The 16,686-nt window shown below is 61.9% G+C and carries 21 protein-coding genes; 13 read left to right on the top strand and 8 right to left on the bottom strand.

The genetic code is table 11. The annotated features are described in order from the left end of the window. Positions 1 to 21 precede the first annotated feature (21 nt). A complete protein-coding gene (locus SJY08_RS13450) occupies positions 22 to 1,197 on the top strand; it encodes a cell wall hydrolase (RefSeq protein ID WP_377276211.1) in 1,176 nt (391 codons plus the stop codon). Positions 1,198 to 1,202: 5 nt separating this feature from the next. On the opposite strand, the gene SJY08_RS13445 is transcribed toward SJY08_RS13450, so the two are convergent. Then, complete coding sequence (locus SJY08_RS13445; RefSeq protein WP_069042037.1) at positions 1,203 to 1,397, bottom strand: hypothetical protein; 195 nt, start codon at positions 1,395 to 1,397, stop codon at positions 1,203 to 1,205. Between the two features lie 381 nt (positions 1,398 to 1,778). Here SJY08_RS13445 and SJY08_RS13440 point away from each other — a divergent pair, with 381 nt between their 5' ends. The 5 genes from SJY08_RS13440 to SJY08_RS13420 all read left to right on the top strand — a co-directional run bounded on the left by SJY08_RS13440 (position 1,779) and on the right by SJY08_RS13420 (position 4,405). Then, a complete protein-coding gene (locus SJY08_RS13440) occupies positions 1,779 to 2,141 on the top strand; it encodes an AtpZ/AtpI family protein (protein WP_054148835.1) in 363 nt (120 codons plus the stop codon). Positions 2,142 to 2,198: 57 nt separating this feature from the next. Then, the gene (locus SJY08_RS13435; protein ID WP_054148980.1) at positions 2,199 to 2,948 is read left to right on the top strand and encodes a F0F1 ATP synthase subunit A; all 750 of its coding nucleotides are present in this window, start codon (positions 2,199 to 2,201) and stop codon (positions 2,946 to 2,948) included. Between the two features lie 72 nt (positions 2,949 to 3,020). Further along, positions 3,021 to 3,248: a F0F1 ATP synthase subunit C gene (locus SJY08_RS13430; RefSeq protein ID WP_006726635.1), complete on the top strand. Its 228-nt coding sequence runs from the start codon at positions 3,021 to 3,023 to the stop codon at positions 3,246 to 3,248. An 81-nt stretch (positions 3,249 to 3,329) separates the two neighbouring features. Continuing rightward, entirely contained in the window at positions 3,330 to 3,920 is a 591-nt protein-coding gene (locus tag SJY08_RS13425) for a F0F1 ATP synthase subunit B (RefSeq protein WP_054148836.1), read from the top strand. Between the two features lie 5 nt (positions 3,921 to 3,925). Further along, positions 3,926 to 4,405 (top strand): F0F1 ATP synthase subunit B, encoded by a 480-nt coding sequence (locus SJY08_RS13420; protein WP_054148837.1) that lies wholly within the window; start codon positions 3,926 to 3,928, stop codon positions 4,403 to 4,405. 173 nt (positions 4,406 to 4,578) lie between these two features. On the opposite strand, the gene SJY08_RS13415 is transcribed toward SJY08_RS13420, so the two are convergent. Both SJY08_RS13415 and SJY08_RS13410 read right to left on the bottom strand, forming a co-directional pair. After that, entirely contained in the window at positions 4,579 to 5,256 is a 678-nt protein-coding gene (locus SJY08_RS13415) for a ribonuclease HII (RefSeq protein ID WP_377276207.1), read from the bottom strand. Between the two features lie 141 nt (positions 5,257 to 5,397). Next, positions 5,398 to 6,555: a PA0069 family radical SAM protein gene (locus SJY08_RS13410; protein ID WP_377276205.1), complete on the bottom strand. Its 1,158-nt coding sequence runs from the start codon at positions 6,553 to 6,555 to the stop codon at positions 5,398 to 5,400. A 131-nt stretch (positions 6,556 to 6,686) separates the two neighbouring features. Between SJY08_RS13410 and SJY08_RS13405 the strand changes: the two genes are divergently transcribed. Next, entirely contained in the window at positions 6,687 to 7,208 is a 522-nt protein-coding gene (locus SJY08_RS13405) for a glycosyl transferase (RefSeq protein ID WP_054148840.1), read from the top strand. Here the strand turns inward: SJY08_RS13405 and moaB are convergent, their stop codons facing one another. The 4 genes from moaB to SJY08_RS13385 form a co-directional block, all read right to left on the bottom strand. Continuing rightward, a complete protein-coding gene (gene moaB / locus SJY08_RS13400) occupies positions 7,209 to 7,757 on the bottom strand; it encodes a molybdenum cofactor biosynthesis protein B (protein WP_300888837.1) in 549 nt (182 codons plus the stop codon). Then, complete coding sequence (locus tag SJY08_RS13395) at positions 7,754 to 8,653, bottom strand: 4-(cytidine 5'-diphospho)-2-C-methyl-D-erythritol kinase (protein WP_377276202.1); 900 nt, start codon at positions 8,651 to 8,653, stop codon at positions 7,754 to 7,756. Before SJY08_RS13395 ends, moaB begins: the two co-directional genes overlap by 4 nt. A 5-nt stretch (positions 8,654 to 8,658) precedes the next feature. Continuing rightward, complete coding sequence (locus SJY08_RS13390) at positions 8,659 to 10,470, bottom strand: tetratricopeptide repeat protein (RefSeq protein WP_377276200.1); 1,812 nt, start codon at positions 10,468 to 10,470, stop codon at positions 8,659 to 8,661. Between the two features lie 120 nt (positions 10,471 to 10,590). Further along, positions 10,591 to 11,607: a polyprenyl synthetase family protein gene (locus SJY08_RS13385; protein ID WP_069042032.1), complete on the bottom strand. Its 1,017-nt coding sequence runs from the start codon at positions 11,605 to 11,607 to the stop codon at positions 10,591 to 10,593. Positions 11,608 to 11,732: 125 nt separating this feature from the next. Between SJY08_RS13385 and SJY08_RS13380 the strand changes: the two genes are divergently transcribed. The 6 genes from SJY08_RS13380 (at position 11,733) to SJY08_RS13355 (ending at position 16,272) form a co-directional block, all read left to right on the top strand. Beyond that, entirely contained in the window at positions 11,733 to 11,963 is a 231-nt protein-coding gene (locus tag SJY08_RS13380; protein ID WP_054148845.1) for a DUF2007 domain-containing protein, read from the top strand. A gap of 7 nt (positions 11,964 to 11,970) precedes the next feature. Continuing rightward, a complete protein-coding gene (locus SJY08_RS13375) occupies positions 11,971 to 12,777 on the top strand; it encodes a tRNA1(Val) (adenine(37)-N6)-methyltransferase (RefSeq protein ID WP_377276197.1) in 807 nt (268 codons plus the stop codon). Positions 12,778 to 12,870: 93 nt separating this feature from the next. Beyond that, positions 12,871 to 13,734 (top strand): S49 family peptidase, encoded by an 864-nt coding sequence (locus SJY08_RS13370; RefSeq protein ID WP_069042030.1) that lies wholly within the window; start codon positions 12,871 to 12,873, stop codon positions 13,732 to 13,734. Positions 13,735 to 13,770: 36 nt separating this feature from the next. Then, a complete protein-coding gene (locus SJY08_RS13365) occupies positions 13,771 to 13,965 on the top strand; it encodes a hypothetical protein (RefSeq protein WP_054148848.1) in 195 nt (64 codons plus the stop codon). A 109-nt stretch (positions 13,966 to 14,074) separates the two neighbouring features. Then, on the top strand, positions 14,075 to 15,214 hold the full coding sequence (locus SJY08_RS13360) for a sensor histidine kinase (RefSeq protein WP_377276194.1): 1,140 nt from the start codon (positions 14,075 to 14,077) through the stop codon (positions 15,212 to 15,214). A gap of 125 nt (positions 15,215 to 15,339) precedes the next feature. Beyond that, positions 15,340 to 16,272, top strand: coding sequence for a glycine--tRNA ligase subunit alpha (locus SJY08_RS13355; RefSeq protein ID WP_140829073.1), 933 nt, complete (start codon positions 15,340 to 15,342; stop codon positions 16,270 to 16,272). A gap of 5 nt (positions 16,273 to 16,277) precedes the next feature. Here the strand turns inward: SJY08_RS13355 and SJY08_RS13350 are convergent, their stop codons facing one another. Continuing rightward, positions 16,278 to 16,679, bottom strand: coding sequence for a response regulator (locus tag SJY08_RS13350; protein WP_054148851.1), 402 nt, complete (start codon positions 16,677 to 16,679; stop codon positions 16,278 to 16,280). Positions 16,680 to 16,686: the final 7 nt, after the last annotated feature.

Here is a 16,686-nt window from a genome sequence, read left to right as displayed (position 1 = left end):
AGCGTGTGTTGGAGTGTGGCCTTGCGTCCCAAGTTTCGTCCTTCGAAGAAGGTCCTCTCCCGACTGGAGAACTGGACCTCTCCCCTGGTCTTCGGCCTCGCGTCCTGGCTGATTTTCCCCTCCGTTACCGCCCAGGCCGATATGGCGGGCCTTCTGACCGGTCTCGACCGTGGTGCCAGCAACTGGCGCATGGTGATGACATCAACGCCGGCCGGCTCGATCCACGAAGCCAATCTTGCCTTTTCGGAAGGGGAGGCGTCCGAGGCGCTGTCCGGTGGCGCTGGCTTGATCCTGCCCGACGGCCGCCGCATCGCCTTCGACGGCGGCAAGGCCGCCCCTGATTCGTTGCCGGACGAAATGCGTGTCACCCGCGACCAAAAAAGGGGCCGGGTCATGGCCGTCGAGCCCATGCTACCGCCGCGCGCCTTTTCGGCCGGATCTATCCTGCAGCGGACGAGCTCGCTGATGGAGCCCGAGCTTGGAGCACCATCCGTCTTTGCCCACGAGGAAGACAAGTCCAAGCCCGTCGAGCTCGCAAGCTTCTATTTCAAGCGCGAAAAGCCGGCCGCCGATCCCTCCCTGTCGCCTATGATTGCTGATCTTGTGACCAATTCCGTGCCTGACGTGCTGGCGACCGCCTATGCGCCGCCGGCCCCGGACTACGCGAGCGTTTCGCCCTTCGACAGCATCCTGACCGACCAGCAGGAAGACCAGGGCCGTTTCATCCCCGATATCGACCCGAAGGATCACGCCTGGGCCGCGACGCCGCTGCCGGCAGCCGTATTCTCCGACAAGGAACAGAAGTGCCTGGCGGAAGGCATCTACTTCGAAGCCCGGGGCGAATCGGTGAAGGGTCAAGCCGCGGTCGCCCAGGTCATCCTCAACCGCGTGCGCAATCCGCATTATCCCGATACGATTTGCGGCGTGGTCTATCAGAACGAAAACTGGCGCAACCGTTGCCAGTTCTCCTTCGCCTGCGATCGCATTCCCGACATCGTCACGTCGCCACGCCATTGGAAGATCGCCAAGGAAATTGCCATGGCTGTCACCGCCGGTAAGATCTGGTTCAAGGATGTCGGTTCCGCCACCCATTACCACGCGACCTATGTCAGCCCGGCCTGGGGCCCGACGATGAAGCGCGTAGAAAAGATCGGCAAGCACATCTTCTACCGCACCTATGGCGGCGGCTGGAGCTGATCCGATCAGCGCAGCCGGTCGAGCCAGTTCGACAGCAGCGGCACGATCAGGAACGATGCAGCATAAGTGAGTGGCACCGTGACGAAGATGTAAAGCATCGGCGTCAGATTGCCCTCCGGGCCAAACGCGAATGCCGCCTGCACGCCGATCATCCAGCCAAGGGCAAGGCTGGTTAGAATGCGGACAATGAAGCGTGTCATGGTTCCCCCGGGCAGGACTTCCCCAAGAACGTCCCATGTCTGTCCCCGTTCCGCAATCTTCCCAGCATGGCCCATGCGGGCCGACGATGACGCAAGTCACACGACTCCGTGAATGTGGCAGATTCTGGTCCATGCTTGCGACGGATTGACCGGATTTGTCGTCCGTCATCTGCGACGATTCTGCATCTTGGACTTAAGTCTATGATTTTTCGGGGTTAATTTGTGGTGAAACTTGGTGCTGTCACGCCTTGACTATGCAGGGGCTCAAAATTATGGTGCGGCCGACTTCAAAGCGGGCCAGAAGGGTTTCTATCTCGCCGTTTCTGCATTCAATTCGGGCGCATAAACGGCCCATGAGACAGGCGACGGTCGGAGAAAGCCATGACGGACCACCGGGAAGAAGATCTGGAAGAGCGCCGCAGACGGCTGACCACGGAACTCGCTGAGCGGGACGCCAAGGTCAAGGACGAGGAGCGAGCCGAGATCAATGCCGACCAGACCCGCAAGGGATATGGTATGGCAATGAAGATCTCGAGCGAATTCATCTCCGCCATCATTGTCGGTGCCATCCTGGGTTATCTTTTCGACTACTTTGTGGGCACGGGGCCATGGGGCATGATCGTCATGCTTCTCATCGGTTTCTGCGCCGGCGTGTTGAACGTCATGCGCGTCGTCGGGATCGTGGCATCGCCACATCCGGCGGATCGCAGACTGGACTTGGACGACAAGGGCAACGGTCGCTGACGCGCCGGCCCGGAAACGAGAATGACCGCTTCGGCGGCGAAAGCGAAAGAGCAGAACGTGGCAAACGATCCCACTTCCCAGTTCCTTGTGAAGCCGATTGTACCGATCGAAATCGGCGGGATTGATTTTTCGTTCACCAACGCCTCCCTGTTCATGGTGGCAACCGTGGCTGCCGCCTCGGGTTTCCTCTACTTCTCGACCGCCAATCGCGGTCTCATCCCGACGCGCATGCAGTCGGTCGCCGAAATGGCCTACGAGTTCATTGCCTCCATGCTGCGCGAAGGCGCGGGCTCCAAGGGCATGCACTTCTTCCCGATGGTCTTCTCGCTGTTCATGTTCGTCCTGACGGCAAACCTGCTCGGCATGTTCCCCTACTTCTTCACGATCACCAGCCAGATCATCGTCACCTTCGCCCTGGCGCTGTTCGTGATCCTGACGGTCCTGATCTACGGCTTCTACAAGCACGGTCTGCACTTCCTCTCGATCTTTGCGCCATCCGGCGTTCCGGGCGCACTTTTGCCGCTCGTGTCGACGATTGAGGTCGTGTCCTTCCTGTCGCGCCCGATCAGCCTTTCGGTTCGTCTCTTCGCCAACATGCTGGCCGGTCACATCACGCTGAAGGTCTTCGCGGGCTTCGTCGTGTCGATGAGTGCTGCCGGTGCCGTCGGCGTCGCAGGCTCCATCCTGCCCCTCATCATGACGGTCGCCATGACCGCTCTCGAGTTTCTCGTTGCCTTCCTGCAGGCTTACGTCTTCGCGGTACTGACTTGCATGTACCTGAACGACGCCGTGCATGGTGGTCACTGAGAATAAAGTCGCTGGCCCCGGTTTCCCGGGTGTCAAAAACAGCCGCAACAACCCATTCGAAGGAGTATCCATATGGAAGCGGAAGCAGCAAAGTACATCGGCGCGGGTCTCGCATGCCTCGGCATGGCTGGTACGTCCCTCGCTCTCGGCCGTATCTTCGGTGACTACCTGACCGGCGCACTGCGCAACCCGTCTGCTGCTGACAGCCAGTTCGGCCGTCTGGTATTCGGCTTCGCCGTTACGGAAGCTCTGGGCATCTTCTCGCTGCTCATCGCTCTCCTTCTCCTGTTCGCCGTCTGATAACGGCTGGAGTTTGAGATCACGGCGCGCCGACAAGGCAGCCGTGATCTCGCGCATTTGAGCATACACCTGGAGGTGAGCATGTTTGTGACCCCCGCCTTTGCCCAGGAAACCCCGGCAGAAGGCCAGCTTCACACAGAGACCGGCGTGGCCCACGACGAGGCTCATGGCGGCGGCGTGTTCCCGCCGTTCGATTTTTCGACCTATCCGTCGCAGCTTCTGTGGCTGGTGATCACGTTCGGCGTGTTCTACATGCTCATGCAGAAGGTCATCGTCCCGCGCGTCGGCGGCATTCTTGAGAACCGCCACGACCGCATCGCCCAGGATCTCGACGAGGCTTCTCGTCTGAAGTCCGAAGCCGATGCTGCCATCGAAACCTACGAGCGCGAATTGACTGCGGCCAAGGCGAAAGCCGGCCAGATCGCTTCTGCCGCTCGTGATGCATCCAAGGCCAAGGCCGATGCGGAGCGTGCTGCGATTGAGACGGAACTGTCCGCCAAGATCGCCGCTGCCGAAAGCCGCATCGCCGACATCAAGGCGCGCGCTTTCGCTGAAGTCGACACGATCGCGATCGACACCGTCGGCGCAATCGTCGAAGAACTGATCGGCGCCAAGTCGACCGCGGCCGACATCAAGGCCGCCGTCTCCGGCGTCGCAAAGCAGGGGGCCTAAGCATCATGGACTCTTCATTTTTCGCGCTCGTTGCCCTCGTCCTCTTCTTCCTCCTGCTCGCCTACCTGAAGGTACCGGGCATGATGGCGAAGGCTCTGGACGAGCGCGCCGACAAGATCCGCGACGAGCTGGCCGAAGCCAAGCGCCTGCGCGAAGAGGCTCAGCACCTGCTGGCCGAATACCAGCGCAAGCGCAAGGAAGCCGAAGCCGAGGCTGCAGCCATCGTGGCCGCCGCCGAGCGCGAGGCCGCTGCCCTGACCGCGGAAGCCAAGCAGAAGACCGAAGAGTTCGTTGCACGCCGCAACGCACTCTCCGAGCAGAAGATCAAGCAGGCCGAGACCGAAGCCGTGAACGCCGTTCGCGCTGCAGCCGTCGACCTTGCGATTGCAGCTGCCGAGAAGGTCCTGGCCAAGAAGTCCGACGAAGCCGTGCAGCAGTCGCTGTTCAAGGCCTCCGTCGGTGAAGTGAAGTCGCGCCTGAACTGAGTTCGGCCGACCGCTGACAAGTTGCTGATTGTGACGCCCCGACCGGTCTCCGGTCGGGGCGTTTTCTTTTTCGATGTGTAGCCTGTCGAGATGGATGAAGCGCGACGCATGGTCGTCAGTGCTCTGTGGCGTGCATTCCCGGTTACGGTTGCAGGTGCGCGCAGATATGAGGGCTAGAGGTCTGCGTCCGCTGGCGTGGCGGTGATCTTCAGCGGTCGGAAACTCATCCGGTGCAAGGGGCAGGGGCCGTGGGTCACGATCGCGCCGCGGTGGCGGTCCGTGCCGTAGCCCGCATGGACCTCAAAGCCGTAATCAGGATAGACGAGGCCAGCTCTCACCATCATCCGGTCCCGCATCACTTTGGCGACGATCGAGGCGGCAGCGATCGAGACAGAACGCGCATCGCCCTTGACCACCGCTTCACCCGAGCACAAAAGACCGATCGGCACGTCGCGACCGTCGGCGAGCACATGCCGGGCCTCCTGATCGAGGCCGGCCACGGCCCGGCGCATGGCATCGAGGCTCGCCTTGCGGATGTCGATGAAATCGATGCGCTTGGGCGAGGAGGACGCAATCGAAACGGTCGCTTCGGCCAGGATATGTTCATAGAGGACCTCACGCTGGACGGCGGAAAGCTTCTTGGAGTCGTTCAGCCCGTCGGGGATCCGCTTCGGATCGAGGATCACGGCTGCGGCGACCACCGGGCCTGCCAGAGGCCCGCGTCCTGCTTCGTCGGTCCCGGCCACCGGCCAAAGGCCCTGGCGCTTGGCGCGGCTCTCAAGTGAGAAATCCGGGACGAGGGGCAAGTCTGGAAAGAGGCCAGGAGAATCGGGTGGCGTGCGTCGTTTCATGCGGCAGAAATCGCACGCGCACCCGACCTCCTGCAAGTCCCCGGTCCCAATCGCGATCATGGCGAAAGGGGCGGCTTACCAGGGACTACATCCGGTGCGAGGCGGCGGACAACAGCACCGGAATACGAAAACAAACCCAAGTCAGAGCAGCGACAGCTGCACTCCGTCGCTATCGGGCGAGATGAACAGGTCTTCCCTGAGATGCAGGCTGCGGCGCATCAGGCCGAGCCGCTTGGTCGCCATCTCGAAGCGACGGCTGATCTGCCAGGCATAGGGACCGGCCCCTTTCATCCGCTTGCCGAATTCGGCATCATAATCCTTGCCGTCGCGCATCGAGCGAACCAGTGACATCACGTGACGATAGCGGTCCGGATAGTTCTGCAGCAGCCAGTCGCGAAACAGCGGGCTCACTTCGAGCGGCAGGCGCAACAGCACATAACTCGCCTCAGTCGCCCCTGCGGCCCTGCCGCTGTCGAGAATGCGTTCGATCTCGTGATCGTTGAGAGCGGGAATGACTGGCGCCATCATAACGGCCACAGGAATGCCGGCCTCTGAAAGTGTCTTGATCGCCTCCAGCCGTTTGGCCGGTGTCGAGGCACGGGGCTCCATCGTCCGTGCCAGCTTGCGATCCAGCGTCGTCACCGAGATGCCGACTTTCACCAGCCCGCGCTCTGCCATCGACGTCAGGATGTCGATATCGCGCAGGATGAGCGCGGACTTCGTCACGATCACAACCGGATGGTTCGCCTTGTCCAGCACCTCGAGGATCTGGCGCATGATGCGCCATTCGCGCTCGATCGGCTGGTAGGGATCGGTATTGGTGCCGATCGCGATCGGTTTCACCTTGTAGCCCGGCTTCGACAGCTCCCGTTCCAGCAGGCGCGGCGCATCCGGCTTGGCAAACAGCTTCGCCTCGAAGTCGAGGCCTGCCGACAGGCCCATATAGCTATGCGTCGGTCGGGCGAAGCAGTAGATGCAGCCATGCTCGCAGCCGCGATAGGGATTGATCGAACGGTCGAAGGGAATGTCGGGTGAATCGTTGCGGGTGATGACCGTGCGCGGCTTCTCGACCTGAACTTCGGTCCTGAAGGGCGGCATGTCCTCGAGCGTATGCCAGCCGTCATCGAAGGCGACGTGCTCCTGGTTCTCGAACCGGCCGGCCGGATTGATCCCGGCCGCACGTCCGCGCCGCCGATCGATCTCGATCCGCATGCTGGACGCGTTCATCAGCGCATCGGCAATATCTGCCGTATTGCCGGGCTGAAAGGCAGCCTGGCTCACAAGAGACAGCTCGGTCATGTTTGGCTCCTCGCGGGCGTTCAAGCCTCGCTCAATGACTTTATTCCTAGCGGCAAAAAGAGAACAATGCAAGAACAAACTTCGGAAAACTGTCTGTGGCAAAACTTTGTGCAATGCGATAGATATAGGCAATGCTGACAGTGATCATGGAATGCCACGACCAGGAACCCGAGCTCGCACAGACCTTGTCCGTGCTGGTGGCCGGCGCTGTCGAGGGTCTGGTCAGCGATGTCATCGTGCTTGACCACGGCTCGACCGATGGTTCGTCCTTGGTTGCCGATGCTGCCGGATGCCGCTTTTATCAGCAATGGGACATGAAGGACGTGCTGGCGACGGCGCGGGGCGAATGGCTGCTGCTCATCGAACCCGGTGCGCGGCTCGGCCAGGGCTGGGTGGACGAGGTTGCGGAATATGTCGCGCTCAATAAGGCGCCCGCCCGTTTCTCCGAATCGCGGCTTTACCGGCAGCCCTTCTACCGGCGGCTGACCCGCTCGACGCCGCTGCTCGAGAATGGCCTCCTGATCCCGAAGCGGCAGGCACAGGGGCTGGCTGGGGAGGGCAGGGAACTGCTTCAGCTGGCGCGCGGGCACAAGCCGCGCCGTCTCGCCTCCGAGATCATTCCGTCCTGGGTCGCCCGCGAGGCGCGCCGCTAGTCAGCCTTGGCTGCGCTTCAGATGCTCGTCGAGCCTGGGCATGATTTCAACGAAATTGCAGGGCATGTGGCGATAGTCGAGCTGCGGCTTGATGATACCGTCCCAGGCATCCTTGCAGGCGCCGGGCGAACCCGGCAGCACGAAGATGAAGGTGGCGTTGGCAACGCCACCCGTCGCGCGGGACTGGATCGTCGAAGTGCCGATCTTGTCATAGGAAATGCGGTGGAAGACTTCGGAAAAGCCGTCCATGCGCTTTTCGAACAGCGGCTCCAAGGCCTCGGGCGTGACATCCCGCCCGGTAAAGCCCGTGCCACCGGTGGTGATGACGACATCGATCTCGGGCGTCTTCGTCCAGGTCTCGACCTGGTCCCGGATCGCCGTCTTGTCGTCCTTGACGATCGCCCGGGCAACAAGCCGGTGACCAGCCTCTTCGATGCGCGCGACCAGCGTGTCCCCGGATTTGTCGTCGGAAAGGCTGCGGGTGTCGGAAACGGTGAGCACCGCAATGCCAACGGGAATGAAGGGGCGGCTTTCGTCGATGCGGCTCATCGGCTCTCTCCCTGAACAGTACGTGTGAGGAGCACATACCAGTTCGGCCGATAGGCCGAAAGCGCCAAGGCCGCCTTCATCGCCGCAGCCTCGGTCTCGTAGAGCCCGAAACAGGTGGCGCCAGAGCCAGACATGCGCACAAAACCTGCCAGGCTCTGCCGCAGCAGATCGCAGGCCTCGGCAATCTCGGGCACCAGCGCTTCTGCCGGCGGCTGCAGGTCGTTGCGCAGGGCGGAGAGCGACTGCATCCACGCAGAGAGACTGGAAGATTGGTCCATCTCGCCGATCGGATCATTGTCGCGGCGCTGAAGGCTGCGAAAGATCTCCGGCGTGGAAACGGGCTTCAGCGGATTGACCAGCACCAGCGGTACGGAGGGCATGGCAACTGTCTCGATTGCCTCGCCTATCCCGCGCGCGCGCAGCGGCGTCGAGGCAAGGCACATCGGCACATCGGCGCCGAGCTGCACTGCGATCTGCTGCAACGTCTCCGCCGGCAGCTCCGCCTTCCAGAGCCTGAGGAGACCGCGCAATGTCGCTGCGGCATCCGCCGAACCACCGCCGATCCCCGACGCGATCGGCAGGCTCTTGTCGAGAAGAATGGAAACAGCGCCATGTGGCTGGCCGCATTCATCGAGGGCGGCCCGAAGCAGATCGCGCGCCTTCAGAACCAGATTGTCATCGCCTGAAAGCGCAGCCCCGAAGCGCCCGACGATACGGAAACTGTCTGTGTTTGCCGTCTCAAAGGCGAGTTCGTCGCCGTCCTCGGCAAAGGTCACGAGACTGTCGAGAAGATGATAGCCGTCGTCCCGCCGACCTGTGACGTGCAAAGCAAAGTTGATCTTGGCCGGAGCCGTCTCGACGATCCGCTCCGGCCGGCGCTCTGCAATGTCTTTCATTCGGCTCAGGTCTTCTTGTCGTCTTTCTTGGGCTCTTCGACCGGTTTGGTCTCGGCCTTGGCGGCATCAAACTCGATCGCCGGAAGGCCCTTGTCGATCTTTGCCTGGATCTTCGGAACTTCGACCTCTTCCGGTTCGGATGCGAGTGCGCGCTTCCACTGATACTTGGCTTCCAGCTTGCGCCCGACGCGCCAGTAGGCATCGCCCAGATGGTCGTTGATCGTTGGGTCACCGGCACGCAGCTCGACGGCGCGTTCCAGTTCGACCACCGCCTCTTCGAAGCGACCAAGTCGATAATAGGCCCAGCCGAGCGAATCGACGATGTAGCCGTCGTCCGGCCGAAGCTCGACCGCCTTCTTGATCATCTCCAGACCTTCCTGGAGATTGCGGTTCATGTCGACCCAGGAATAGCCGAGATAATTCAGCACCTGCGGCTGATCGGGGTTGAGCTCCAGCGCCTTGTGGAAGTTTGGCTCCGCCGTGTCCCACTTCTTCAGCCGCTCATAGGCGATGCCACGCTGGAAGAAGACCGACCAGTGGTTCCGCGCCGGGTTCGGACCGATGATCTCGATCGCCTTGTCGTAATTCTCCGCCATGGCCGCATAATCCTTGGCATCGGACAGCACGCTGCCATAGGCGAGGTAGCTTCTGATATCCTGCGGATCGGAGGCGATGAGGGCGAGCAGATGTTCGCGCGCTTCCTGAACTTTTCCGGTTTCGGCGAGCGTCAGGCCGAGCTGGAGCTCGGAAATGCGCCGCATCGGCGAGGTCTCGGGTACCTGCCGGTAAAACGCGATCGCCTTTTCCGGCTGCTTCGCATTCTCGGCGATCCCGCCGAGCAGGATCAGCGTGTCGGCGGCATCCTTGTCCAGCGCATGGGAAAGCTGGAGATACAGCATGACAGTGTCTTCGGCGCCTTCACGGTTCAGCGCGCCACCGATCGAGAAGAGAACACCGGCCGCCCCCTGCGCCGCCGTTGTGACAACCGGTTTCGGCTGGCTGCCGGATTCGATCTCGGTGCGGAGCGCCTTGAAGGGGGCGAAGTTGGTGATCAGTTCGTCGCCGGCCGCGAGAGCATCGAGTGCCTTCTGCTTGTTGCCGGCCTGCGCCTCAAGTGTCGCAAGCGCGATCACCGAACGGGCAAAGGTATCGGGCGCCGTCGCACCGCCATTGCGATCGGTGACCGTGTCGGTCAGCGCGCTGCGCGCGGCATCGACGTCGCCGATCATGGCGGCCATCACGCCGGCATTGTAGTTGCGGAAAATGCCGTACCAGCTCGGACCATCGAGATCCTGCACGAGCTTCAGGGCTTCCTCGCCCTTGCCCTCGCCGACCTTGGTCCAGGCGATCAGCAGCTGGTTCATCAGCCGGTCGAGATCGTTCGGCCCCTGATATTTGAAATGCTTGAGGGCTTGCGCATAGTCGCCGTCTCGCATGGCTCGAAAGCCGAGGGCTACGGAGGTGACGCGCTCCACGGCCGGATCGTTTTCCAGAACCTTGGCGAGATCCGCGCCCTCGTCGAACTCACCGTTCATGATGAGCGCGATCATCAGACGCTGCTGAAGCTCCAGCTCGTTCGGCGTGAATTCCAGGGCCTTCTTGTAGAACTTCACCGCGCTCGGATAATCGCGATCCGTTTCCGCAGTCCGGGCTGCCAGGAAGGCGCCCGCAAAGGATTCGACGCTACCGATATCGAAGCTCTCGGCCTCTGTGGACTGGGCAGTGGCAGCAGCAAGCGCCAGCGGCGCCTGCGAGACGCTGAGCAGCAGCGCGAGCGCGGTGCCGGCGAGAGTGCGAAGGGCAAAGCTTTGCCGCATGGACGAGCCTTTCAAGAACCGAGAGCAAGCGCAGGTCGCCCGCGCGCGGGCAATTGGCGATGATTCACGAATAGAATGGCTTTTTTGAAGCAGCCCCGCAAGGCAATCACGGGATCTGCGTCAATTCACGCGGGAGATGCAGAAGTCGATCACGTCGTTGAGGGCGCTCTTCCACGGCGTCTCGGGCAGCGGCGCCAGTGCATCGCGTGCGATGGTGCCGTAATGCTGTGCCCGCTGGATCGTGTCGGTGAGCGCGCCATACTTGCCGATCAGGCCGAGCGCCCTTTCGAGCCGCACATCATCGTTCAGCCCGCCTTCGATCGATTCCTTCCAGAATTCCCGCTCGGCAGCCGTGCCACGGCGATAGGAGAGGATGACCGGCAGGGTAATCTTGCCCTCGCGGAAATCATCTCCGACATTCTTGCCGGTCTCGGCAGCCTTGCCGCCGTAGTCGAGCACGTCGTCGACCAGCTGGAAGGCAAGGCCGAGATTCATGCCATAGGATTTCATGGCGCTGCGGGTCGCCTTGTCAGTGCCGGCGACAATCGGGCCGACTTCGGCGGCAGCCGCAAACAGCGCTGCCGTCTTGGCGCGGATGACAGCGAGATAATCGTCTTCCGTCGTCTCCATGTTCTTGGCGACGGAGAGCTGCAGCACCTCACCCTCGGCGATCACGCAGGCCGCGGTCGAGAGCACGTCGAGCGCCTCGAGCGAGCCAACTTCAACCATCATGCGAAATGCCTGACCGAGCAGGAAGTCGCCGACCAGCACGCTCGCCTGGTTGCCCCAGATGGTGCGGGCTGTGTTTTTGCCACGGCGAAGATCGCTCTCGTCCACCACGTCGTCATGCAGCAGCGTCGCCGTGTGCATGAACTCAACGGAGGTCGCGAGCTTGATGTGATGGTCGCCCTCGTAGCCGAACATGGCGGCTGTCGCGAGCGTGAGCATCGGGCGTAGTCGCTTGCCGCCCGATGAGATCAGGTGGTTTGCCACCTCCGGGATCATCTGAACGTCAGAGCCTGCCTTCGACAGGATCAGCTGATTGACGCGCTCCATGCCGCTTTTGGTCAGGTCCACCAGAGGCTTGACGGATGCCTGTTTGTTTTTGCTTTCCTCAAGCGGTATGACTACGCCCAACGCACCGGACTCCTGTTCAGTTTGGTCGCCGACCATAAAAAGCCCGGAAGGCCACGGCAAGGGGCGAATTGCCTCGGTCTGGGCCTGAAAGCCGGTTTAGCTGTTAACAGTGAGTTCTGAAATCGATGCATGAGATCATTCGCAGCAACGACGTCGTCCTGCTCTCCTTTGCCGAAAGCCTGATGCGCGACGCCGGGATCGCTTCGATGATCGCAGACCAGTCCATGAGCATCCTCGAGGGTTCGCTCGGCATGCTGCAGCGCCGCCTGTTGGTCGATTCGGACTGTGTCGACCAGGCCCGCCGCATCCTGACCGATGCCGGCCTTGGGGCAGAACTGCGCGACCGCGAAGCGTGAGGGCGCGATGGTCACAAGACTAGAGCCCCTCGTCGACAAGCCCTTGGCCGAAACGGTCGACGCCTTTCATCGTGGCCGCTTTCATCTCGTGCAGCCGGTGGGACGCGGCCATCGCGCCGGCATGGATGCCATGCTGCTCGCCTCTCTCGTTGTGGACGATCGCCCGATCCGGGTTGCCGATCTCGGTGCTGGAGCAGGAGCCGCCGGTCTGGCCGTTGCCACCCGCCTTCCCGATGCTGCCGTCGTGCTTGTCGAGCGCTCGAGCGATATGGCCGCCTTTGCCCGCAAGAGCCTCGCACTGCCGGAAAACGCTAAGTTCGCGCAGCGCGCCGAGGTTATCGAGGCCGATGTCACCTTGACCGGCAAGGCGCGCTTCGCAGCGGGCCTCCCTGACGACAGCTTCCACCACGTCATCATGAACCCGCCCTTCAACGATCCCGGCGACCGCAAGACGCCGGATGCCCTGAAGGCGGAAGCCCATGCGATGACAGAGAACCTGTTCGAGAGCTGGATCCGCACGGCAGGCGCGATCGTGATGCCCGGCGGTCAACTCTCCCTGATTGCCAGACCACAGTCGATCGCCGAGATCATCGCCGCTTGCGGCAGGCGCTTCGGCGGCCTGGAGATCACGGCGATCCACCCAAGACCCGGCGAAAACGCAACCCGCATCCTGGTGACCGCAATCAAGGGGTCACGGGCGAAGCTACAGCTGCGCGCGCCGCTCCTGATGCACGACAAGCCCGACAGTCACGCCTTCGCCCCCTTGGTCGACGACCTGAACAACGGCCGCGTGGGCTATCGGCGCCTTCGTTGAAAACACTGATTTTTTAGCAGAACCATTGTGTTCGCTCTCCGGCTCCTTACATCTCCGCTCAGAGTGATGATCCTGAGGAGTTGAAACGCGACCATGGCAGACTTTCTGAAACGGCTGGTTCCCAAGCGCTTCCAGAAAAAGGGCGTCGTCATTCCGGTCGTCAGGCTGCACGGACCGATCATGAGCGGCGGCTCGCGCTTTCGCCCTGCCTTGAACCTCTCCTCGGTTGCCGGCCAGCTGGAAAAGGCATTCGGCATGAAGGATAGCCCCGCCGTGGCCCTGTCGATCAACTCGCCGGGCGGTTCCCCCGTCCAGTCGCGGATGATCTATGATCGCATCCGGGCGCTGGCCGAAGAAAAGAACAAGCGTGTGCTCGTCTTCGTCGAGGATGTCGCAGCCTCCGGCGGCTACATGATCGCGATCGCCGGCGACGAGATCATCGCCGATGCGACCTCGATTGTCGGCTCGATCGGTGTCGTCTCTGGCGGTTTCGGCTTCCCCGAACTCCTGAAGAAGATCGGCGTTGAACGCCGTGTCTACACGGCGGGTGAGAACAAGGTGATCCTCGATCCTTTCCAGCCGGAGAAGGAAAGCGACATCGAATACCTGAAGACCCTGCAGCTTGAGATCCACGAAATCTTCATCGACATGGTCAAGGCGCGCCGCAGCACGGTGCTTGCAGACGATCCGGCAATCTTCTCCGGTCTGTTCTGGACGGGCCGCAAAGGCCTGGAACTCGGCCTCGTCGATCGCCTCGGCGGCCTGCGTGAAGAAATCAAGACCCGCTACGGCAAGGATGCGCGCCTCGAACTGATCGGTGCCCATAAGGGCCTTTTCGGCCGCCGCGCGGCAGGTATCGGTGCTTTTGCTGCGCCTGACCAGATCGCGGTTCAGGCAGTCGCCGGCCTTGCCGAGACGCTCGAAGAAAAGGCACTATGGGGTCGCTACGGTCTTTGACCGGAATGACGAAGAAGGGCTTAACGGCGAGGGGACATGGCGCAGCTGATATTTCTGACGATCCTGGTGGGGGGCGCCTGGCTGCTCTATCGCCGCTTCGTCGCGGATGCGGAGAAACTGGTGGCAAAATCGCGTGCTGAGGAAAAAGAACGCGAGAACCAGGCGATCGGGACGCTCATTCAGGATCCGGAAACGGGGGAGTATCGCCCTCGCCGCGAGGATGATGACTAATCGGCATGCCGTGGCTTGAGTACGGCACGACGAGACGATACCTAAGGAAACAAGCGGCGTTCCGGGCGTTTTGAGCCCCGCTTCGCGTATCGCCCAGTCCCGGAGTCCCATGAGCCAGACCATGCATTTTCTCGGTATGCCGGGACAGGTGGCAGACGAAATCAGTGCATTCGACTGGAGCAGCACATCACTTGGGGGGGCGGAATACTGGCCGCCCGCCTTGGTGACGACGCTTCGGCAGGTTCTCGCCACCCGCCAACCGACGTGCTTCTGGTGGGGAGACGATCTTCTCCAGTTCTACAACGAAGCCTATCTGCCGATGCTCGCCGGTCGGGAGAAAAGCGCGCTCGGTCAGCCGTTTCGGGAGTATTGGGCCGATGTCTGGGACGGCATCGAGCCTTTCGTGCTGCGTGCGCAGGCGGGCGAGGGCACTTGGATCGAGAACCTTCCCTTGCGAATTTTGCGCAACGGGATCATGCAGGACAGCTTCTGGACCTTCTCCTACAGTCCTCTCTACGACGACCAAGGAAAGATTGCTGGCCTCTTGAACGTTGTCACCGAGACCACGAGCGCGGTTTTAGACCGTCAGGCGCTTGAAAAGGCCTATCTCGAAGCGCAAAAGCACCTCGACGAGCGAGAACAGTATGAGGACGAACTCAAGCTGTTGAACCGCGAACTTGCGCACCGGATGAAGAATACGCTCGCCATGGTCCAGTCGATCGTCAGCCAGAGCCTGCGCGGCGCAACCTCGATCCCGGAAGCGGCTGCGACGATCGGCGGACGCATCCAGACGCTCGCCAAGGCGCAGGACGTGCTCACCGGGATGAGTGTCACCGCCGCCGAGATTACCGCAATCACGCGAACGGCTGTCGCGCCCCATATCGATGGCGACGACCGGATCTCGATCGTCGGGCCTGAGGTCTATCTCTCCGCCCAGCAGGCTCTTGGTCTATCGCTCGCGATCCACGAGCTTGCCACCAACGCCACAAAATACGGCGCGCTTTCGCGACCGGAAGGCCGCATCTGCGTCCGCTGGAGCAAGGGTGAGGACAACCGTTTCACCTTCGACTGGCAGGAAAGCGGCGGCCCGCCGGTGACGGAGCCGACCCGTCGCGGTTTCGGCTCGCGGCTCACTGAACGTGTCGTCTCCGATCTCTTCCAGGGGCAGGCCGCTATCCGCTTCGAGCCCACGGGCGTGTCCTTTTCCCTGATCGGCAAGCTGCACGATGCGGATGATCTCGACAACTGATCCATCCGGGCTTGCCAAGCCGAGAGCCGAGACGCTTGACCCTTCCGCCCGCTCATGGCACCAGACGGGCCGCAACCTGAGCCAACCCGATGGATAGCCCGATGACCACGCCCCTTGCCCCGCATATGGACCCCAAGCGCTCCTTTCAGGCGCTGATCCTGACGCTGCACGCCTACTGGGCGGACAAGGGATGCGCGGTGCTGCAGCCCTACGACATGGAAGTCGGCGCCGGCACCTTCCATCCGGCAACGACGCTGCGGGCGCTTGGGCCGAAGCCCTGGCGTGCCGCTTACGTCCAGCCCTCGCGCCGTCCCTCCGACGGCCGCTACGGCGAAAACCCGAACCGCCTGCAGCATTATTACCAGTATCAGGTCATCCTGAAGCCGAACCCGTCCAACCTCCAGGAGCTCTATCTCGGCTCGCTCAAGGCGATCGGCCTTGATCCGCTGCTGCATGACATTCGCTTTGTCGAAGACGACTGGGAAAGCCCGACGCTGGGTGCCTGGGGTCTGGGCTGGGAATGCTGGTGCGATGGCATGGAAGTCTCGCAGTTCACCTACTTCCAGGCTGTTTGCGGCATCGACTGCTCGCCGGTTGCCGGTGAACTCACCTATGGTCTCGAGCGCCTCGCCATGTATGTCCAGGGCGTCGACAACGTCTACGACCTGAACTTCAACGGCCGCGAAGGCGAAGAGAAGATCTCCTACGGCGACGTTTTCCTGCAGGCCGAGCAGGAGTATTCCCGCCACAACTTCGAATTCGCCAACACCGAGATGCTGCATCGCCATTTCATCGATGCCGAGAAGGAATGCCAGGCCCTCCTCGCGGCCGGCGCGCCTTCTGACTCGGAAAACCAGCGTCTGCACAAATGCGTCTTCCCGGCCTATGACCAGTGCATCAAGGCTTCCCACATCTTCAACCTGCTCGACGCCCGCGGCGTCATTTCCGTGACCGAACGCCAGGCCTATATCGGCCGCGTTCGTGCGCTGGCCAAAAGCTGCGGCGAGGCGTTTCTGCTGACCGATGCAGGTGGCGCGAACTTCGGCCGGGCTGCCTGAGCTTTCTAAAACTCCAGCCCCGCCGCCACCCGGTTCTCGATCCGGACGACCAGGCCGTGGATCTTCGCCATCAGCACGTCGAAGTCGATGGGCTTGGTAAGGTAGCTCTCGGCACCTGCGCCTAAGCCCTCGATCATCTTTTCCCGGTCTGCGAGCGCCGTCAGGAAGAGGAAGGGCATGTTGGAGAATTGCGGGTGGTTGATCTGCAATTCGCCGAGCATGGAGATACCGTCCATCTCCGGCATGGTGATGTCGGAAATCACGATATCAGGCCGATGGGTGAGGATCTTGTCGAGGCCCTCCTTGCCGTTTTCCGCCTGCAGCACGCGAATTCCGGCATCCTCCAGTTCCTCGGCGATCAGTTCGCGGACGTCTCTTTCGTCTTCGACGCAAAGCACGGTGATCATGGCAGTT

This window comes from Rhizobium sp. R86522 (assembly GCF_042466255.1).
Taxonomy (GTDB): domain Bacteria; phylum Pseudomonadota; class Alphaproteobacteria; order Rhizobiales; family Rhizobiaceae; genus Allorhizobium.
Note: the sequence above shows the minus strand (reverse complement) of the source record. Positions and strands in the feature narration are given on the sequence as shown.

What these genes read in the sequence shown, in the direction of transcription:
- SJY08_RS13445 (WP_069042037.1), bottom strand. Translation starts at nt 1,397, where the DNA reads ATGACACGCTTCATTGTCCGCATTCTAACCAGCCTTGCCCTTGGCTGG.
- SJY08_RS13440 (WP_054148835.1), top strand. Translation starts at nt 1,779, where the DNA reads ATGACGGACCACCGGGAAGAAGATCTGGAAGAGCGCCGCAGACGGCTG.
- SJY08_RS13430 (WP_006726635.1), top strand. Translation starts at nt 3,021, where the DNA reads ATGGAAGCGGAAGCAGCAAAGTACATCGGCGCGGGTCTCGCATGCCTC.
- SJY08_RS13425 (WP_054148836.1), top strand. Translation starts at nt 3,330, where the DNA reads ATGTTTGTGACCCCCGCCTTTGCCCAGGAAACCCCGGCAGAAGGCCAG.
- SJY08_RS13420 (WP_054148837.1), top strand. Translation starts at nt 3,926, where the DNA reads ATGGACTCTTCATTTTTCGCGCTCGTTGCCCTCGTCCTCTTCTTCCTC.
- SJY08_RS13415 (WP_377276207.1), bottom strand. Translation starts at nt 5,256, where the DNA reads ATGAAACGACGCACGCCACCCGATTCTCCTGGCCTCTTTCCAGACTTG.
- SJY08_RS13410 (WP_377276205.1), bottom strand. Translation starts at nt 6,555, where the DNA reads ATGACCGAGCTGTCTCTTGTGAGCCAGGCTGCCTTTCAGCCCGGCAAT.
- SJY08_RS13405 (WP_054148840.1), top strand. Translation starts at nt 6,687, where the DNA reads ATGCTGACAGTGATCATGGAATGCCACGACCAGGAACCCGAGCTCGCA.
- moaB (WP_300888837.1), bottom strand. Translation starts at nt 7,757, where the DNA reads ATGAGCCGCATCGACGAAAGCCGCCCCTTCATTCCCGTTGGCATTGCG.
- SJY08_RS13395 (WP_377276202.1), bottom strand. Translation starts at nt 8,653, where the DNA reads ATGAAAGACATTGCAGAGCGCCGGCCGGAGCGGATCGTCGAGACGGCT.
- SJY08_RS13390 (WP_377276200.1), bottom strand. Translation starts at nt 10,470, where the DNA reads ATGCGGCAAAGCTTTGCCCTTCGCACTCTCGCCGGCACCGCGCTCGCG.
- SJY08_RS13380 (WP_054148845.1), top strand. Translation starts at nt 11,733, where the DNA reads ATGCATGAGATCATTCGCAGCAACGACGTCGTCCTGCTCTCCTTTGCC.
- SJY08_RS13375 (WP_377276197.1), top strand. Translation starts at nt 11,971, where the DNA reads ATGGTCACAAGACTAGAGCCCCTCGTCGACAAGCCCTTGGCCGAAACG.
- SJY08_RS13370 (WP_069042030.1), top strand. Translation starts at nt 12,871, where the DNA reads ATGGCAGACTTTCTGAAACGGCTGGTTCCCAAGCGCTTCCAGAAAAAG.
- SJY08_RS13365 (WP_054148848.1), top strand. Translation starts at nt 13,771, where the DNA reads ATGGCGCAGCTGATATTTCTGACGATCCTGGTGGGGGGCGCCTGGCTG.
- SJY08_RS13360 (WP_377276194.1), top strand. Translation starts at nt 14,075, where the DNA reads ATGAGCCAGACCATGCATTTTCTCGGTATGCCGGGACAGGTGGCAGAC.
- SJY08_RS13355 (WP_140829073.1), top strand. Translation starts at nt 15,340, where the DNA reads ATGGACCCCAAGCGCTCCTTTCAGGCGCTGATCCTGACGCTGCACGCC.
- SJY08_RS13350 (WP_054148851.1), bottom strand. Translation starts at nt 16,679, where the DNA reads ATGATCACCGTGCTTTGCGTCGAAGACGAAAGAGACGTCCGCGAACTG.